This window comes from Agromyces sp. GQ35 (assembly GCF_059758475.1).
The window spans coordinates 444528-463488 of sequence record NZ_JCAXEO010000001.1 but is presented as its reverse complement, the minus strand read 5'-3'; the positions used below and the strand labels follow the sequence as shown (position 1 = coordinate 463488).

At 69.0% G+C, this 18961-nt stretch carries 11 protein-coding genes; 5 read left to right on the top strand and 6 right to left on the bottom strand.

Annotated elements, in window-relative coordinates:
* The first annotated feature begins 1 nt into the window (after window position 1).
* The 3 genes from AC6CH0_RS02225 to AC6CH0_RS02215 all read left to right on the top strand — a co-directional run bounded on the left by AC6CH0_RS02225 (window position 2) and on the right by AC6CH0_RS02215 (window position 3706).
* Complete coding sequence (locus AC6CH0_RS02225; protein WP_498098033.1) at window positions 2-973, top strand: carbohydrate ABC transporter permease; 972 nt, start codon at window positions 2-4, stop codon at window positions 971-973.
* A gap of 33 nt (window positions 974-1006) precedes the next feature.
* Window positions 1007-2170 carry a LacI family DNA-binding transcriptional regulator gene (locus AC6CH0_RS02220; protein ID WP_498098032.1) on the top strand — a complete coding sequence of 388 codons (1164 nt, stop codon included), beginning with the start codon at window positions 1007-1009 and terminating at the stop codon, window positions 2168-2170.
* Between the two features lie 135 nt (window positions 2171-2305).
* Window positions 2306-3706, top strand: coding sequence for an HNH endonuclease signature motif containing protein (locus AC6CH0_RS02215; RefSeq protein ID WP_498098031.1), 1401 nt, complete (start codon window positions 2306-2308; stop codon window positions 3704-3706).
* A 234-nt stretch (window positions 3707-3940) separates the two neighbouring features.
* On the opposite strand, the gene AC6CH0_RS02210 is transcribed toward AC6CH0_RS02215, so the two are convergent.
* Complete coding sequence (locus tag AC6CH0_RS02210; RefSeq protein WP_498098030.1) at window positions 3941-4192, bottom strand: hypothetical protein; 252 nt, start codon at window positions 4190-4192, stop codon at window positions 3941-3943.
* A 233-nt stretch (window positions 4193-4425) separates the two neighbouring features.
* Between AC6CH0_RS02210 and AC6CH0_RS02205 the strand changes: the two genes are divergently transcribed.
* A complete protein-coding gene (locus AC6CH0_RS02205) occupies window positions 4426-4938 on the top strand; it encodes a methylated-DNA--[protein]-cysteine S-methyltransferase (RefSeq protein ID WP_498098029.1) in 513 nt (170 codons plus the stop codon).
* Window positions 4939-4995: 57 nt separating this feature from the next.
* On the opposite strand, the gene AC6CH0_RS02200 is transcribed toward AC6CH0_RS02205, so the two are convergent.
* Window positions 4996-8160 (bottom strand): M14 family metallopeptidase, encoded by a 3165-nt coding sequence (locus AC6CH0_RS02200; protein WP_498098028.1) that lies wholly within the window; start codon window positions 8158-8160, stop codon window positions 4996-4998.
* A gap of 87 nt (window positions 8161-8247) precedes the next feature.
* Entirely contained in the window at window positions 8248-9237 is a 990-nt protein-coding gene (locus tag AC6CH0_RS02195) for a TrmB family transcriptional regulator (RefSeq protein ID WP_498098027.1), read from the bottom strand.
* 118 nt (window positions 9238-9355) lie between these two features.
* On the opposite strand from AC6CH0_RS02195, the gene AC6CH0_RS02190 reads away from it, so the two are divergent.
* Window positions 9356-13270: a S8 family peptidase gene (locus tag AC6CH0_RS02190; RefSeq protein ID WP_498098026.1), complete on the top strand. Its 3915-nt coding sequence runs from the start codon at window positions 9356-9358 to the stop codon at window positions 13268-13270.
* 47 nt (window positions 13271-13317) lie between these two features.
* Here the strand turns inward: AC6CH0_RS02190 and AC6CH0_RS02185 are convergent, their stop codons facing one another.
* The 3 genes from AC6CH0_RS02185 to AC6CH0_RS02175 all read right to left on the bottom strand — a co-directional run bounded on the left by AC6CH0_RS02185 (window position 13318) and on the right by AC6CH0_RS02175 (window position 18662).
* Window positions 13318-14601, bottom strand: coding sequence for an MFS transporter (locus tag AC6CH0_RS02185; RefSeq protein WP_498100986.1), 1284 nt, complete (start codon window positions 14599-14601; stop codon window positions 13318-13320).
* 237 nt (window positions 14602-14838) lie between these two features.
* Complete coding sequence (locus AC6CH0_RS02180) at window positions 14839-16932, bottom strand: ABC transporter ATP-binding protein (protein ID WP_498098025.1); 2094 nt, start codon at window positions 16930-16932, stop codon at window positions 14839-14841.
* Complete coding sequence (locus AC6CH0_RS02175; protein ID WP_498098024.1) at window positions 16929-18662, bottom strand: ABC transporter ATP-binding protein; 1734 nt, start codon at window positions 18660-18662, stop codon at window positions 16929-16931. The genes AC6CH0_RS02180 and AC6CH0_RS02175 overlap by 4 nt, the downstream gene beginning before the upstream one ends.
* Between the last annotated feature and the right edge of the window lie 299 nt (window positions 18663-18961).

Below are 18961 nucleotides of genomic sequence, written 5' to 3'. Positions count from 1 at the left end.
CATGACCGTCACCACCGAGACCCGCGCCGCCGTGCTGCCCGAGCTCGACGCGGCATCCGCTCGTCGCGCGAACCGTGCCGGGCGCAACGGACGTGCCGGGCGCGCCGGCCGTGGCGGCCGTGGCTCGGGCGCCGGCGACCGGCGCGTGCCCATCGCCGTCGGCTCCACCGCCGTGCTGCTGCTCGGGGCGCTCTACTGCCTGCTGCCGGTCGCGTGGGTGCTGATCGCCTCGACGAAGGATGCCTCCGAGCTCTTCTCCTCCTTCACCTTCGCGCCGAGCACGCACCTGTGGGACAACATCGTCGCGCTGACCGAGTACCGCGACGGCCTCTACTGGCGCTGGATGCTGAACACCGCCCTCTACGCCGGCGTCGGCGCCGTCATCTCGACGTACGTCTCGGCGCTGTCGGGCTATGCGCTCGCGAAGTACACCTTCCCGGGCAAGGGCGTCGTGTTCAAGGTGCTGCTCATGGGCGTGCTCGTGCCCGGCGTCATCCTCGCCATTCCGCAATACCTGCTGCTCGCGCAGGCCGGCCTGACGAACACGTACTGGTCGGTGCTGCTGCCGCAGTTGATCAGCCCGTACGGCATCTACCTCGCACGCATCTACGCGGCGGCGGCGGTGCCCACCGACATCATCGAGTCGGCCCGTACCGAGGGTGCCCGCGAGCTGTTCATCTTCCATCGCATCGCGCTGCCGATGATGGGGCCGGGGCTCGTGACGATCTTCCTGTTCCAGTTCGTCGCGGTCTGGAACAACTTCATGCTGCCGTACATCATGCTCGGCAACGACGAGCTCTTCCCGATCACGGTCGGGCTCTCGGGGCTGCTGAACCAGGGTGCATCGCTGCCCGCCATGTACACGCTCGTGATCACCGGCGCCCTACTGTCGATCGTGCCGCTCATCGCGCTGTTCCTCGTGCTGCAGCGCTACTGGCGCGTCGATCTCGCGGCCGGCGCCGTGAAGGCGTGAGCGGCTCGGGTCGAGCGGCCTAGGCTGATCGTCGTGGCAGAGTCCTCCCAGCGTCGGCGACCGACGATCGAAGACGTCGCCCGCGAGTCCGGCGTCTCGCGCGGCACGGTCTCACGCGTGCTCAACGGCGGGCACTGGGTCAGCCCGACCGCCGCCGAAGCCGTCGAGCGTGCGATCAAGAAGACCGGCTATCGCATCAATCCGCACGCGCGGAACCTCGCGACGGCACGCGCCAACTCCATCGCCTTCCTGCTCACCGAATCGCACGACCGGCTCTTCGAAGACCCCAACTTCTCGGTGCTCATGCGTGGCGCCGCCGACGCGCTCGCGGCACGCGACATCCCGCTCGTGCTGCTCATGGCCGGCTCCGACGACGAGCAGCGCCGGGCGACAGAGTTCATCATGGCCGGACACGTCGACGGCGCGCTGCTCGTCTCGTCGCACCGCGGACGCGAGGGGTTCCTGAAGACGCTCGTCGCCGCCGAACTGCCGGTGGTGGCCTGCGGGGTGCCGCTCGGCTACGAGCGACGCATCGGGTACGTGGCCGCCGATGATCTCGAGGGTGCGCGCGACATGGTGGCGTACCTGCGTGACGGTGGGGTCGGGGCGGCGGGGTCGTCGGGCTCGGCGGCGCGTGGTGGTGGGTCGGGCCGCGGGGCAGGCTCTGCGGGGTCGGCGGTGGATGGGTCGGGCCGCGGGGCAGGCTCGGCGGGGTCGGCCGGCGCAGCGGGCCCGGCGGCGCGTGGGCACTCGCGGATCGCGACCATCACCGGGCCGATGGACACCTCTGGTGGCATCGGCCGTCTCGAGGGGTACCGTCTGGAACTCGGCGACGCGTTCGACGAGCAACTCGTCGCCGAGGGCGACTACTCGCGCGCGAGTGGCGCGCGCGCCATGGAGGAGCTGCTCGAGCGGGTGCCAGATCTCGACGCGGTCTTCGCCGCCAATGATGCGATGGCCATCGGGGCGATGGACGTGCTGCGTGAACGCGGCCTGCGGGTGCCTGACGACGTGGCCGTCGCGGGGTTCGATGATGCGCCGATCGCGACACGAGTGGAGCCGGCGCTCACCACGATGCACCAGCCGTTCGAGCGCATCGCACACGAGATGGTGCGGATGCTGCTCGACGTCATTGACGGGCAGCCTGCCGGGCGCATGACACTGCCGACGGAGCTGGTGGTGCGCGAGTCGGCGTAGGGGCGCTTGAGTCGGGCTCGTGTGACTTGTCCTCCACAGGTGGTGTTCGGGTGGAGGTATTCACAGGCTGACCTGCTGTTTTCGGGTCGATATCGGGTCGGTTCGGATGTCGGTGGGTGGCGGCAGACTGGGGTCATGACCGAACTCGCCGCGACCCTCGAAGAGGTGCGAACCACGCTCCTTGACGTGCTTCGTGTCGATGTCGCGGGTTGGTCTGATGATGAGCTGCTCGCCGCGACGGCCGCGTTCGAGACGGTCGGCCGGGTGATCGACGCGCACCGGGCGGCGTGTGCCGGTGAGATCGGTGAGCGTTCGCGGGTCGAGCTGGGTACCGAACGGCTCTCGACCCGGCGCGGGTGCCGCACCGCTTCCGAGTTGCTCGAGCGGGTCACCCAAGTGTCGGGCGGCGAAGCCCGGCGACGCGTTGCTCTGGGTGTAGCAACCCGGCCGGGCATGGGGCTGACCGGTGAGCCGGTGCCTCCCCGGTTTGCTGTGGTTGGTGCGGCGGTGGCCGGTGGTGAGCTCGGGGCGGATGCTGCGGGCACGATCATCCGCGAACTCGACGCCACCCGCCGAGTCGCCGACCCCACCGCGCTCGCCGTGGCTGAACGTGAGTTGGTCGCGGCAGCGCTTGGGGCCGGTGATGCGTACCCGGTGCGGTGCACCGCCGACGAGCTGCGGGTGCAAGCCCAGGCGTGGGCGGTGTTCCTCGATCAAGACGGCCCCGAACCCGACGACGAACGCGCCATGCGCCGCCGAGGGTTCCGCATCGGACGCGCCCGCGACGGACTCATCCCCGTCACCGGCGAACTCCTACCCGAAGTCGCCGCGGCCCTCACCCGGCTCTTCGACGCGCATCTGGCACCACGATCAGGTGGCGGGTTCATGACCGCCGAAGAACGCGCGAACATCGCCGCCAACGGCGAAACCCGCACCGCCGAACAACAACGCCACGACGTCATCGCCGCGATCATTCAGACCGCTGCCCGCTCGGGTGAGCACCCGAGCATCGGTGGTGCCGCACCGACGGTGCTCGTGAGCGTGCGCGCGGCGGATCTCGAGTCCGGGCGTGGTGTCGCGCACGCCGACGGAATCGACATCCCGGTGTCACTCCGTGCCGCCCGGCAGTTGATCTGCACGGGCGGCACCCAACAGGTCACCTTCGACGACTCCGGCCGCATCATCCGGCTCGGCTCACCGGAACGTTGTTTCACCCCGCACCAACGCCGTGCGATCGCCCTCCGCGACGGCGGGTGTCTCATCCCGGGCTGCCGGGTGCCGGCATCCTGGTGCGAGATCCACCACGTGATCCCCGACGTGAATGGTGGCCCGACGCATCCTGACAACGGTGTGCTGTTGTGCTGGTTCCATCACCGCACGATCGACACCTCCGGGTGGGGTGTCCGCATGACCAGGGGCACACCACAGATCCGGCCGCCCGCGTGGCTCGACCCCGGCGGCACCTGGCACCCGGCCACGAAATCCCCAACCCGCCTCGCCGACCACCTCGAACGAAAGCCCGCCGCCGTCGCTTGAGCACGGGCGAGCGTCTCGATCGAGCCCGCGCGCCTCGCAACAGTGCCGCGCCGTGTGAAGGTCGACGGCTGTCGCACGCATCCACGCGGTCTTGAACTCGAGCGTGATCGACGCGCATCGTGGCGGCGATGCATCACTGCGTCGAGAGGGTGGCGGAGCGACAGGGGCGCTGCGTCGACGCCGGCGACGCAACGATGGTGGCCCTACGTCGTCAGTGCCGACGCCGTGTGGCGACTACTCCTCGACGCCTGGATCCCCGCCGTCCAAGCCGCCATCGGTGGAATCGGTGAGCGGCGCACTGCTCGTGGGCGCACCGGGAGTGTCCTCGTCGTCGGGCGGCGACGCCGGGGCGGGCTCCTTCGCCTCGTTCGTGCGGCTCTCGTTCTCAGAGTTCGGCTCGTTGGAGTGCCGGGTCTCGTCGGAGCTCATCGCATCCGACTCGGCAGACGTCGGGTTCGAGCCATCGGGCGTGGTGGAGTCGGTCATTGCGTGCTCCTTCGTGAATAGGCGACCGGCGGCGTGCGTCACCGATCAGCTGCGTCGTCTCAGCTTCGCGCGGGGGCGGGCGAGGCGACAGGGGTTGACACGATTCGCGCATCCCAGCGCATCCCAGCGCATTCCAGCGCACCAAGCCCCTCGGTGCACCACCGCAGCGATGAAGTCCGTTTTCCGCGGTCATTCGCGGATGCACGCAGCCGGGCAGGGGAGATGATGGAGTCATGACCCGCCGCCACGCCACCCTGACGACGCCGCTCGGCGACCTGCTGGTCGTCGCCGACGGAGACGCGCTGGCCGGCATCTACTTCGAAGGGCACTGGCACCCGCCGGCCTCCGGCACGATCGGCGTCGAGGTCGACGCGCGCGGCGACCGGCTCATCACGCGACTCGGCGAAGAGCTCGCCGAGTACCTCGCGGGGGAGCGCAGCGAATTCGACCTGCCGACGGCGCCGACGGGCGACGAATTCCAACAGGCGGTGTGGGCGATGCTCCGCGACATCCCACTCGGCGCAACGACCAGCTACGGCGAGCTCGCCGCGCGGCTCGGCGATCGAAATCTCGCGCGACGCGTCGGCAACGCCGTCGGGCGCAACCCCATCAGCATCGTGGTGCCGTGCCATCGCGTGGTCGGCGCCGACGGCTCACTCACCGGCTATGCCGGCGGTCTCGAACGCAAGCGGATGCTGCTCGAGCTCGAGGGCGCGCCGGTCGTCGCCCAGGCTCGACTGTTCTAGCACATCGAGTGAGAGCGGCACGGGCGTCGACTGCACTCGACGCCCGTGCCCCTCACTTCAGTCCTGCAGGTACGCGAGGATCCGGCCGACCGCATCCGCTCGAGCGGCATCCGACTCGAGTTGCTCGAGACCGAAGCCGAGCATGATCGAGTCGGCTGCGCGAACCGCAGAGACCACGCCGCCGAGACCGCGAGTGCGCTCGAAGTCGGTCACGTTGCCCGGGCTCGACTCGGGGGCGCCGGGTACCGTCCACGCGCCGAGTCCCGACTCGAAGCCCTCGGCCTGGGTCGGCACGCCGGCCACCTCCAAGCTGGTGTCATCGACGATGAGTCCGGTCTCACCTGTGAACGGGTCGGTCACGTAGCTCACCACGACCTCGACCTGCTGGCCGGCGAAGGCGGCGAGGTCGAACGACACCGGCACCCAACCGTTCGACGATGCGGTGAGCGAGTTCCACTGACCGCTCGAACCGGTCGGTTCGCAGGGGTCGCCGACCGTCAGGTAGTGCTCGAGCTGGGGATGCTCGTCGACGAAGAACCCCGCCTCGCACTCGGCGGGCACATCCGGCGTCGTGCCACCGTTCGCATCGGCGAGCGTCGTCCAGTCATCCGTGCCCACCTGGCGCGCCTCGACGATCACGTGGTCGTACGCCTCCTCGGTCGAGAACGAGAACTGCGCCTCGAATGCCGGGGCATCCGCCGCCGTCACGCTCGACAGGTCGTACTCGCGCGCAAGACGCTGGTACCCGTCGTCGATGTGCGTCGCTGCCATCGCCCACTCACCCTCGATCGCGATGAACGGGCCCTGCGGGTCGAGGTAGTCGGCGACCGCCGAGCTCTCGAACTGCGGGAACTCGTCGGCGGGCAACACCTCACTCGTCGGGATCAGCGCGCCCGCCTCGTCCACGGGGTTGTCGGATGTCGCCGGGCCGCCGAAGAGCGACTCGAACCCGTCGAACGGGGCAGCGGTGCCGAGCACGCCACCCGCCGCGAGCGGCGTGCGGTTGTACGCCCCGAGCCAGTACTGCGTGAAGTCGTCGGCGTAGAGCAGGCAGTCGCTGAAGAGGTCTTGGGTGACCGCGCACGGCTGGTCGGGCGCGCCGTTGAGACCGTAGTAGAGACCGCCGAGTGTGCCGGCGAGCGTGCCGTAGTACCCGGTCGTCTCACCCGTGTAGGCGAGCTTGCCGCCCTCATTCAGGTAGTCGCGCACCGAGATCGTGAGGTACTGCGTGCGCTCGGCCACCGACAGGTCGGGCAGCGTGCCGCTGCCGACCTCGGTCAGCTCGTCTTCAGGGTCCTGCGTCAGGCGGTTGTCGCCGAGGTACCAGAGCACGGTGTCGTAGTGACCGAGCACGGCGAGGTCGTGCGGCACCCCCTGCGCGTCGACGTCCCACACGTCGGGGGTCACGCCGTTCGCCTCGAGGGCGGCGACGTGTTCGTCGAGGTACTTCGGCGCGGTCGTGCCCGCCGGGTAGCTCGGGTTGACCCCGGTGTAGTCCTCGTTCGCGATCACGAGCACCTCGTTGCCCGTGTCTTGGGCGAGCGTGTAGCTGAAGTGCTCGCTCTCGATCTTGCGCACCTTCTCGCCCTTCAGCAGATCGCGAACCGACGGGAACGCCGAGAACCACACCTCGACGGTGTCGCCAGGCTGCGCGCCGCGCACGGTGCCGCGGTACTCGGCGAGGTAGTCGTCGTTCTCGTCGCCGTAGCGTTCACCGCCCTGCCACTCCTTCACGAGCGCGATCTGGGTGCGGCCGCCGTTGATGCGGTAGTTCATGAACTTCGCGAGCAGGTCGCGCTTGGCGACGACCGCCACAGGCTGGGAGTCGCCGTGCGAGACGTCGAAGGTGTCGACGGTGAAGTCGGCCGCTTCGCGGTCGACGACGGAGACCGGGTCGTTCGGGTCGAGCGCCGACTCCGCCACCGCGAGCGCGAAGGGCACGTTCTTCTCGTACTCGGTCTGGACCAGCCCCTCATCGTCGGGGAAGTTGAAGCCGCTCTCGCAGTCGGCGGCTTCCCACTGGTCGTCGGGGACCGAATCTGAAGCCGATTCGCACGTCGCCATCTCGGGTGTGAAGCCGAGTGTGCCGTGCGCCTCCTGCATGTGCGAGTCGGTGTCGCCGTTCGTCACGTAGAGCTCGGCCGAGATGTCGGGATCGTAGCCCGGCACCGCGGGGTTGGCGTCGTCGCCGACCATCGCCTCGTAGATCACGTCGTCGGGCGACGGCGTCGCCACCTGCCAGCCGATGCCGTGCAGCAGCAGCTCGGCTGCCGAGTGGTAGTTCACGAGGAACTCGGGCGTGATGCGGTCGAACAGCGAGTCGAGCGCTTGGGTTTCGGGTTCGGATGCCGGCGCGGGGCCGCGATAGGTGTCGCTCGCCGGGTTCGGCGACGAGCCCTCGTTGTCGTAGCCCCAACGAGTCGGATAGTTGCGGTTCAGGTCGACGCCGTCGCCCACCGTGGTGACGCCGTCGTTGTTGTTGTCACGCAGGTTCTTGCGCCAAAGCCGCTGATCCTCCTCGAAGGTGAAGTCGTAGCCGTCGGGATTCGCGACGGGGATGAACCACATCTCGGTCGAGTTCACGAGCTGCGTGATCTTCGGATCGGAGCCGTACTCGTTCAGCACCTGGTCGAGCAGTCTCCGCACCATCTCCGGTGTGATCCACTCACGCGCGTGCTGCGCGCCCATGAACACCGTGGCCGGTCGCTTGCCGTCCTTCGTGCGAGCCGGGTTCTTCGTGACCCGCACAGCGGTGATGTCCTGCCCCATGACCGTCTGGCCGATCACCTCGAGCTCGGCGATCGTCGGATGCGCCGCCGCCTGCGCCTGCAGTTCCTCCTGCAGTCCGCCCGCGCCGGCATAGCGCCGGAACACCGTGGGGTCGGCCTGCAACGCGCGCCGCGAGGCATCCGGAGCCTTCTGCTCCAACTCGGTGCCGCCCTCGGCGAGTGCCGCAGCCTGCTCACCCGAGATGATCACCTCGACGGCGAGCGCGTTCGGGTCTCCATCGGTCGGCGCCGCGACGATGTCGTGCCGGTCGACGCCGAGATCGACGATCGCAGCGAGCCCGTCGGCGTCGACGGTGCCCGTATAGACCGCGAGATGGTCGTCGGCCGCAGGTGGCGGCGGGGCCGCGACAGCCGGCGCTGCGCTCACGGCAGTGACGATCAGTGCCGCGGCGGTGGCGACGGCGAGCTGACGGACGATGCGGACGTGGAACACGATGTACCCCCTCGTACATTCACGAACCCGAAACGGTCACGAACCTTCCTCATCTTTCTCGCCGAGGGTGTGGACGTCAAGGGGCGACTACACCCACGAACGACGCACGGCCTCTGCACCCAACTGGATGCGCGTCGCGACACCGGCCGTCTCCATCAGCTCCGCCACCCGCCGCTGCACCGTGCGCACCGAGATGCCCAGCTGCGCCCCGGCCGCCGAATCCGTGAGCCCCAGCAGCAGCAGTTTCAGCAGGTCACGATCGACCGCGTCGTGCGTACCCGGCAACTCGCCCGCCGAGACGAACTCAGTCGAGGTCGTCCAGAACTCCTCGAAGATCGCGATCACGAGATCGAGCAGGCCGCTCGGATGCACCAGCAACGCGCCCGACGACCGGCCCTCACCCCGCGACCGCATCGGCAGCAACGCCATGTCGTCGTCGGAGATGATGAGCCGGGTGGGCAGCGTCGGCAGCACCCGGATCTCCTCGCCGTACGGCGCCGCCTCACGGGCCGCATCGATGAAGCCGGGCCACTCGAGCACCGCCTTCTCGACGATCACGCGGTAGGCGACGCCCCGGCCCAGGGCATCGTCCTCCGCCTCGTTCTCGTCGGCGTCGAGGAAGGCGACATCGCTCAACATGAAGACCCGCACCTGCTGCGTGGCCGAGGCCTGCAGCTGGGCGAAACGCTGGCGCACCGCATCCGCCCCGAGCACGACGTCGACCACGTCGGGCGCTGCACGCTGGGCGGCTCCGCTGCGGTAGATCTCGCTCAACTCCATGAGCGCCTCGTGGGCCTGGGTCAGTCGGCGCTCGCGGTCGAGGAGCATCGGACGCAGGGCCAACGACGGCGGCGAGGCGACGACGCGATCGGGGGCGGATGCCTGCCGTGCGAGCAGTCCGAGCCGTTCGAGTTCCGCGACGATCGAACGCACCTCGGCCGGTGACTTCGCTGCGGATGCCGCGAGTTCGTCGACACTCGCCGACGGCGACTGCAGGATGAGCCGGTACAGCGCGGTGTGCTCGTCGTCCAGTCCGATCGCCTCGAGCACGAGCGCCTTCCGTTCCTCACCGGCCACGCGTGCACCGAACCTCGTCGTGGCGGATCGCGGCCATGGCATCTCTCCGCCACCACACTAGCCAACCCGCCGTGAGAGGTTGCTTGGCAAGCCAGTTCGAAGCGTGAGAGGTATCCCTATGCCACGAAGCACCAGACCATTCGCACGACGCCGTCGCTCGATCGCCGCCGCCATCAGCGGCCTCGCGATCGGCGTCGCCGGCGTCGGCGCAGCCGCCCTTCCCGCGGCCGCCGATCCATCGAACGGCGGTGCCGGGGCGCCACCGCCCGCCGCCTCAGCGCCGGTCGCCGGTGTCGCCGGCGGCTCGCACACCGTCACCCTGATCACCGGCGACCGCGTCACCGTGACCGATCTGGCCGGCGGCACGCACGCCGTCGAGATCGACGCCGTCGACCCCGGCGAGGGGTTCCAGACCATCGAGGTCGCGGGCGAGCTGCACGTGCTGCCCCGTAGCGCGATGCCGTACCTCTCGGCCGGCGTCGTCGACCGCGATCTCTTCAACGTCAGCCGGCTCATCGAGTACGGCTACGACGACGCCTCGGTCGATGCGACCCCGGTGATCCTCGAACTCGAGGACGGCGCAGCAGCCCGCAGCTTCGCGGCCCCCGTTCCCGGCGTCACCGTCGGCACGCCCCTCGCGAGCATCGGCAGCGCCGCCGCGACGGCCGAGCACGCGAGCGCCGAATCGACCTGGGCAGCGCTCACGGATGCCGCGACATCCGATGCCCGTGCCTTCGGCACCGACGAAGCCGTCAGCCTCGGCGGCGGTGTCGAGGCGATCCACCTCGACGGCAAGGTGCAGGCGACGCTCGACTCGAGCGTGCCCTACATCGGTGCGCCCGAGGCCTGGGCCGCCGGGTACACCGGTGACGGCGTCACCGTCGCCGTGCTCGACACCGGCTACGACGACACCCACCCCGACCTCGCCGGCCGAGTGCTCGCCGATTCGACGAGCTTCGTGCCCGGCGAAGAGGTCGCCGCCGATCCCAACGGCCACGGCACCCACGTCGCCTCGACGATCGCCGGCAGCGGCGCGGCGAGCGGCGGCACCCACCGTGGCGTCGCCGACGGCGCCGACCTCCTCGTCGGCAAGGTGCTGAGCGCCTCCGGCGAAGGCCAGGACTCGTGGATCATCTCCGCCATGGAGTGGGCTGCCGAGCGTGCCGATATCGTCTCGATGAGCCTCGGCACGCAGTACGGTGACGACGGCACCGACCTGATGTCCGTCGCGTTGAACGAGATCTCGGCCGAGACCGACGCGCTCTTCATCGTCGCGGCGGGCAACTCCACCGCCCCCGAGACGGTCGGCTCGCCCGGCTCGGCCGAGAGCGCGCTCACGATCGGATCCGTCGACGACCCGACCGGCGAACTCTCGTGGTTCTCGAGCCAGGGCCCGCTCGTGCGTTCGGGCGCCCTGAAGCCCGACCTCGCCGGCCCCGGCAACGACGTGACCGCCGCCCGCTCGGTCGACAGCCCCGGTGAGGGCTCGTACATCGGCATGAGCGGCACGTCGATGGCGACGCCGCACGTCGCCGGTGCCGCCGCGATCGTGAAGCAGCAGCACCCCGAGTACTCGGCCGCGCAGTTGCGTGCCGCGCTCGTCAGCACGGCGACGGATGTCGGGCTCACGCCCTACCAGGTCGGCGCCGGCGTGCTCGACGTGGCCGCCGCGGTCGGCACCGACGTGCTGGCGTCAGGCTCGGGCGACTTCGGCATGCTGACGTGGGGCGAAGACGCCACCCCCGTCACGCGCACGATCGAGTACACGAACCGCGGCGACGCCGAGGTGACGATCGACCTGGTCGCCACGCTCACGGACACCACGCCGGGCGACGACGGCGGGCTCGAACCCGGACGCGCGGCTGCCGCGGCATCCGAGGTGCTCACCATGGATGCCACCTCGCTGACGATCCCCGCCGGCGAGACCCGCCCGGTGACGCTCACCGCCGACCCCGCGAAGGTGCCGGCCGGAGTGCAGCTCTCCGGCACGCTCACGGCCGCGGTCGGCGACGCCGTGCTCACGCGCACCGCCCTCGGCATCATCGCCGAGGCCGAGCGCTACGACCTCACCGTCACCGCGACCGACTTCGAGGGCGACCCCGTCGAGACCTACGGATGGATCTGGAACGCCGAGACCGGCTGGTACACCTCGTTCGGTGTCGCGGGCGAGACGACGCTTCGCCTGCCCGAGGGTCTCTACTCGGTCATGTCGTTCATGGACGTCGCTCGTGAAGCCGACTCCGAGGCGATCGCGCTCGTCGGTGACCCCGACGTCGTGCTCGACCGCGCCACGACGGTCGCCTTCGACGCCCGTGCCACGAAGCCCGTGACGGTCGACGTCGGCGAAGACGGCCTGGAGGCGACGATCCGCCGCATGGACTTCCGTGTCGACGGCTTCAGCGGTGCCGCGATGGCACCCGTCTGGACCGACGAGCTGTACGCGCAGCCGATGGATGCCCCCGAGGCCGAGAGCTTCGACTTCACCACACGGTGGCGCCTGCAGGAGCCGACGCTCTCGCTGACGGCCGGCAAGGAACCGCTCGACCTCATCGTGCAGGCCGGATCGACCCTGCTCGACGGACAGCTGCGTGCCAGGGCGGTCGACGTCGGCCTCGGCAGTGCCGAGGAGTTCGCCGCGGTCGACGTTGCCGGCCAGGTCGCCGTGGTGACCAGGTCCGACACGGTCCCGGCCTCGGCGCGCTCGGCGAACGCGGTCGCAGCCGGCGCCGCCATGCTGCTCGTCGTCAACGACGCGGACGGCGAACTGAGCGAGTGGGTCGGCAGCGAGGACTACGTCACCGACGCGCCGTTGCCGGTCGCCGCGATCAGTGGTGTGCAGGGCCGGCACGTGCTCGAGATGATCGCGAAGAAGAAGGTCACGATCACCGGCGCCGGCATCGTCAACGCCGACGAGATCTGGGACATCGCCCGCTACAGCGATGGCGTCGTGCCCGAGGATCTCGACTACCGCCCGGGCGAGCTCGCCCGCATCGACACCGCCTACCGCGGCGACCCGGGTCTCGTCGGTGAGTTCCGGTACGACTTCGTGCCGGGCGTCGAGCACGCCTCGGGGTTCCCGCTGCGCGCCATGCGAGGCATGGAACGCACCGAATGGGTGAACACCGACCAGGTCGAGTGGTACCAAGACGCCGAGGTCATCGACGCCGGCTGGCAGGTGCGCGACACGCAGCGCGCCTACGAGCCCGGGCAGGTGACGGAGGCGAGCTACTTCGGCGCCATCGTTCGCCCCTACGTCGGCCCCGGCTACTGGGCGCCGAATCGCACGGGCACCTACGCCCAGGTGAACCTGCCGTCGTGGGCCGACGGCGGCAGCCCGGAGCACACCGGTGCGTTCAACGTGTTCTCGGGCACCGACGACCGCGCGCAACTCACCGAGGTCTACGTCGACGGCGTGCTGGCCGGCTCGTCGCAGTACCAGTCCGCGAACGTCGACGACCTGCCGGAGGGCGAGTCCGACTGGCGCGTCGTGAACACGGCCACCCACGCCGGCACGTACCTCGCGTCGTCCACGTCGACCGTCACCGAGTGGACCTTCCGCTCGACGGGCACCGGCGCCGGCGACTACAGCCGGCAACTGCTGCCGATGCTGCAGGCGTACTACGACCTGGACCTCGACGACTCCGGCCGGGCCGGCGAGGGGCGCAAGCGCGGCACCCCGGTGAAGCTCGAACTGGAGCTCGGCCACATCGCCGAGGCATCCGGCATCGCAGCGATCACCGATGCCACGCTCGAGGTGCGACTCCCGGGCGGCGACTGGCAGCCCGTTGCACTCGAGGTCACCGACGCCGATCTGACGGTCGACGAGCCGTCGGATGACGGTGCGCCGATGTTCGCCGAGGGACGCGACGTGGTCACGGCGTACACCGCGAAGATCTCGGTGCCCGACGCCGGTTCGTGGGTCGACCTGCGGGTGACCGCCACGGATGCTGCGGGCAACACCTTCAGCCAGGAGATTGTGCGGGCGTTCGAAGCCGGTGCGGCGAAGAAGGGCGGCGGGCACGGAAAGCCCTGACGGTGAGTGACGACTGAGGCCCGAACGACGTGATCGCCGTTCGGGCCTCAGTCGTCGCCACCAGGCTCTCGGCGTTCGCGATCGCGTCGTCGCACCCGGGGCTCCTCGAGTCCGAGGTGCACTCGTGTGCGCCGGCGCTCGAAGGTGATGAAGCCGGCTCCGATCAGCCAGAGCGGCACCTGGGTGAGGAACGCGAGGCGGAACGCCTCGAGCGTGTACGTGTCGGGGGTGCCCGCGCCCTGGGCGTCCATGGCGATGCCGATGAGGAGGATCGCGAGCAGTGCGGCGAGGAAGCCGCCCACGTTCACGATGCCCGTCGCGGTGCTGAGGCGGTGGCGCGGGTTGTAGGTGCGGGCGTGATCGAAGCCGATCATCGACGCCGGCCCGCCCATGCTCAACGCGAGCGCCAGCACGAAGAGCAGCCACAGCGGCGACGAGTCCGGCCACAGGATCACCGCGAGCCACGCGGCCATCTGCACGGCGACGATCGGCAGCACGAGCATGCGCGATCGCCGCATCGGATGCCGACTCGAGAGCATGCCGATCACGGGGCCGACGAGCATGCCGGCGACGACGTAGATGCTGAAGATGAGCGAGGCCATCGCGGGGGAGAGGCCCTCGCCCACGGTGAGGAACGGGAAGCCCCAGAGCAGCATGAACGCGGTGCCCGAGAACGGGGTCGTGAAGTGCGACCAGAATGCGAGCCGAGTCGCGGGGTGCGCCCACGATTCGCGGAAGCCCGTTCGGAGGTCGGCCGACGAGGTGACGACGTGCATCGCACCCGTCGCGGTGTCGACGCTCACGTCGGCGGCGCGCCCGGGTGGTCGATTGCGGATCACCGCGAACGTCAGCACCGTGAAGAGCACCCCGAGTCCGGCGAGGCTGCCGAACGCGACGGTCCAGCTCGTGGCGTGCAGCAGCGCCGCCATCGGCAGGATGGCGAGGAGCTGCCCCGACTGGCCGACGATGCCCGTCAGCTGCACCATGAACGGCGCCTGCTTCTCGGAGAACCAGACCGCGACGACGCGCAGCACGCTCGGGAAGATCGCCGCGTCGCCCGCGCCGAGCAGCATGCGGGCGAAGATCGCCGTGCCGACGTCGGGAGCGAGCGCCATCACGAGTTGGCCGATGGCCATGAGGAACATGCCAGCAGTGATGATCGGCCGAGCGCCGAATCGATCGAGCAGGACGCCGACCGGAATCTGCATCGCGCCGTAGACGAAGAGCTGGATGACGGCGAACAACGACAGCGTCGAGGCATCTGCGTCGAACCGCACGGCCGCGTCGACCCCGACGGCGGCGAGCGAGGTGCGGTTCGTCACCGACAGCATGTAGGCCGCGACGCCGACACCCCACACCAGCCAGAGGCGCCAGGGGCGCACGAGCGGGATGCCAGTCGTCACGAGACCTTCAGGGGGAGAAAGGGGTGACGGCGAGGTCCGATGCGAGCCGTCGTCGTTCCAGCCTAACGAGGAGAGAACGAACGAGCGGATGCCCCGGCTGGGACATCCGCTCGTTCGGTGTTCGGTGTTCGTCGTTCGTCGCGCGGTGTGCGCGAGAACCCGCTGCTACAGCTCGGCGTTCTCGGCCGCGTTCTCTGCGAGCGCCTCGATCGGGTTCAAGCCCGAGGGGGGCACGGTCTCGCTCTGCTCCGCGGCGAGCTCGGCGTCGACATCGGTCGCCGCCTGCTCGAACTGCGAGTTGTACAGGCGGTAGTACGCGCCCTTCGCTGCGATGAGCTCCTCGTGGTTGCCCTTCTCGACGATGTCGCCGTGCTCCATCACGAGGATGAGGTCGGCGTCGCGGATCGTCGACAGGCGGTGCGCGATCACGAACGACGTGCGTCCCTCGCGAAGCGCCGCCATGGCGTGCTGCAGCAACAGCTCGGTACGGGTGTCGACCGAGGAGGTCGCCTCATCGAGGATCAGCACCGAGGGCTGCGCCACGAACGCACGGGCGATCGTGATGAGCTGCTTCTCACCCGCCGAGACGTTGGAGGCGTCTTCGTCGAGCACGGTGTCGTAGCCGTCGGGCAACGAGTGCACGAAGCGGTCGACGTAGGTCGCCTGCGCGGCCGCGAGCACCTCTTCGTCGGTCGCCGACTGGCGCCCGTAGCGGATGTTCTCGCGGATCGTGCCGGCGAACAGCCACGGGTCCTGCAGCACCATGCCGGTGCGCTCGCGCACATCGCGGCGCGTCAGCTCACCGATGTTCTGCCCGTCGAGCAGGATGCGCCCACCGTCGAGCTCGTAGAACCGCATGATGAGGTTCACGAGCGTCGTCTTGCCGGCACCCGTCGGACCGACGATCGCGACCGTCTGCCCCGGTTCCACCCGGAACGACAGGTCGGTGATCAGCGGACGCTCGGGGGTGTACGAGAACGACACGTGCTCGAACTCGATCGTGCCGTCGCCGTCGACCGGAGCCGGGGCATCCGCTGCATCGGGCTCTTGCTCGTCGGCGTCGAGCAGCTCGAAGACCCGCTCGGCCGACGCTGTGCCCGACTGCACGACCGCTGCCATGCCACCCAGCTCGGACAGCGGCTGCGTGAACTGCTGCGAGTACTGGATGAACGCCTGCACGTCACCGAGGCGCAGCTGGCCGGTCGTGACCATGAGCCCGCCGAGCACCGCGATGCCGACGTAGGTGAGGTTTCCGATGAACATCATGCCGGGCATGATGATGCCCGAGAGGAACTGCGCCTTGAAGGAGGCCTCGAACAGCTCCTGGTTCTCCTTCTTGAAGGCCTCGCGCGAGGTCTCTTCGCGACCGAAGACCTTGACGAGCGCGTGGCCCGAGAAGGACTCCTCGACGCGGGCGTTCAAGCGCCCGACCTTGCGCCACTGGATGCCGAACGCCTTCTGCGACTTCGGGCCGATGACGCCGAAGATCACGGCCATGAGCGGCAGAGACACGAGCGCCACGAGAGCGAGCTGCCACGAGATCGAGAACATCATGATCATCACGCCGATGACCGTGAGCACCGCGGTGACCACCGTCGACAGCGACTGCTGCATCGCCTGGGTGATGTTGTCGATGTCGTTCGTGACCCGCGAGATCAGCTCGCCGCGCTGCACCTTGTCGAAGTAGCTGAGCGGCAGGCGGTTGATCTTCGCCTCGACCGACTCGCGCAGGCGCCACATGGTCTTCACCATGACGATGTTGATCACGTAGCCCTGCAGCCAGGTGAGCACCGAGGCCAGGAAGTACAGCCCGAGCACCAGCACGATGATCTGGCTGAGGGCCACGAAGTCGACGCCCGCCCCGACCTGGAAGTTGTCCATGGCCGCGACCATGTTCGCGAAATCGGTCTGACCGGCCGCGCGCAGTGCCTCGACCACGTCGGCCTGCGACGTGCCGGCGGGGAACTGCGCGGCGAGGCCGGCGGAGGCGACGCCCTCGAAGATGATGTTCGTCGCCTCGCCGAGCACCTTCGGTGCGAGCACCGTGAGCACGACGCCGAGGGCGCCGAGGATCGACACGAAGATGAACGCGAAGGCGTGCGGCTTCAGCAGGCCGATCAGTCGGCCGAAGCTCTGGCCGAAGTTCTTCGCCTTGCCCGGAGCGACGGCGCCGCTCCAGTCGTCGGCGTTGATGCGCGCCTGCTCGCCGAGCTCGATCTCGAGCTGTTCCTCAGGTGTCAGCTTGGTTTCGGTGCTCATGCGCCGGCCTCCACTCCGAGCTGGCTTTCCACGATCTCGCGGTAGGTGTTGCTCGACTCGAGCAGCTCCTCGTGCGTTCCGATGCCGACCATGCCGCCGTCGTCGAGCACGACGATGCGGTCGGCGTCGGTGATGGTGGACACGCGCTGTGCGACGACGATCTTCGTCACCTGTGGCAACTCCCTCCAGAGTGCTTGCCTGAGTCTGGCGTCGGTCGTGAGGTCGAGCGCCGAGAACGAGTCGTCGAAGACGAGGATGCCGGGGTTGTGCACGATCGCGCGCGCGATGGCGAGCCGTTGGCGCTGGCCGCCCGACACGTTGGTGCCGCCCTGCGAGATCTTCGCGTCGAGGCCGCCCTCCATCTCCGCGACGAAGTCGCGGCCCTGGGCGATCTCGAGTGCGTGCCACAGCTCTTCGTCGGTGGCATCCTCTCGACCGAACCGCAGGTTCGACGCGACGGTGCCGCTGAAGAGGAACGGACGCTGCGGCACGAGGCCGATCGTCGACCACAGGTGCTCGAGGTCGGCTTCGCGCACGTCGACGCCGTTGACCTTGACGCTGCCGCCGGTGACGTCGAAGAGACGCGGGATCAGCGAGACGAGCGTCGTCTTGCCGGCACCGGTGGAGCCGACGATCGCGACGGTCTCACCGGCAGCGGCCGCGAAGCTGATGCCCGACAGCACCGGGTGCTGTGCGCCCGGGTAGGTGAACTCGGCGTTCTGGAACTCGACGGTGCCGGGCGTCGGCAGCTCGGAGACCGGGTTCTCGGGCCGCACGAGGGAGGTATCGGCGTCGAGCACCTCGGAGATGCGCTCGGCCGAGACCGCGGCACGCGGGATCATCATCGTCATGAAGCTCGCCATGAGCACACCCGTGAGGATGAGCATGACGTACTGCATGAACGCGAACAGGGTGCCGATCTGCACGTTGCCCGCGTCGACCTCGATCGCGCCGAACCAGACGACGCCGACGACGGTGACGTTCAGGATGAGCATGAACAGGGGGAAGAGCAGCACGAAGAGCGAGCCGACCTTGCGGCCGACGACGAGGATGTCGGTGTTCGCGCCGCGGAAGCGCTCCTCTTCGATGGGTTCGCGCACGAACGCCCGCACCACTCGGATGCCGGTGAGCTGTTCGCGCATGATGCGGTTCACGTTGTCGAGCTTCACCTGGTAGCTGCGGAACAGCGGCACCATGCGGCCGATGATCAGTACGGCGACGACGAGCAGCACCGGCACCGCGACCGCGATGATCCACGAGAGGCCGACGTCTTGCCGCAGCGCCATGACGATGCCGCCGATCGCGAGGATCGGCGCGGTCACGAGGAACGTGCCGCCCATCATCGCGAGCATCTGCACCTGCTGCACGTCGTTCGTGTTGCGGGTGATGAGCGAGCCAGGACCGAAGACCGAGACCTCGCGTTCGGAGAAGGTCGAGACCCGCTCGAACACGTCGTCGCGGATGTCGCGGCCGGCCTGCATCGCGGCTCGCGCGGCGAAGTAGGTGGCGATGATCGATGCGGTGATCTGGCCGAGCGAGATCATCAGCATCAACGAACCGGTCGACCAGATGTACGCGGTGTCGCCCTTGGCAACGCCATTGTCGATGATCGACGCGTTGAGGCTCGGCAGATTGAACGTGGCCAGCGCCGAGATGAACTGGAAGACCAGAACACCGAGCAGGAGCCACTTATAGGGTTTGAGGTAGCGGACGAGGAGTTTTCCGAGCATGGCGTCTCCAGTGCGAGGAGTCAGGGAATCGAGCGGGTGCCGCAGGCGCGACGCATTCATGCGCGCACGACGACGACGGCCAGGGCACCTGCACCCTGTCGCTTGACCTGCAGCATCGCACCCCCGTACGACATTGCAGCGATTCAGCCTCACATGGTAAAGAATCCGATGCAAGCGCAACGGGGCATCCGTCGGCCGAGTTCACCGAGAGCGAAATCGGCTGGGGCCAGCGCTTTGGCGCACGTTCATTGCGTTCGCATCGAAGCGGCCGCTTCGATGCGCCGAGCGGTGACGCGATC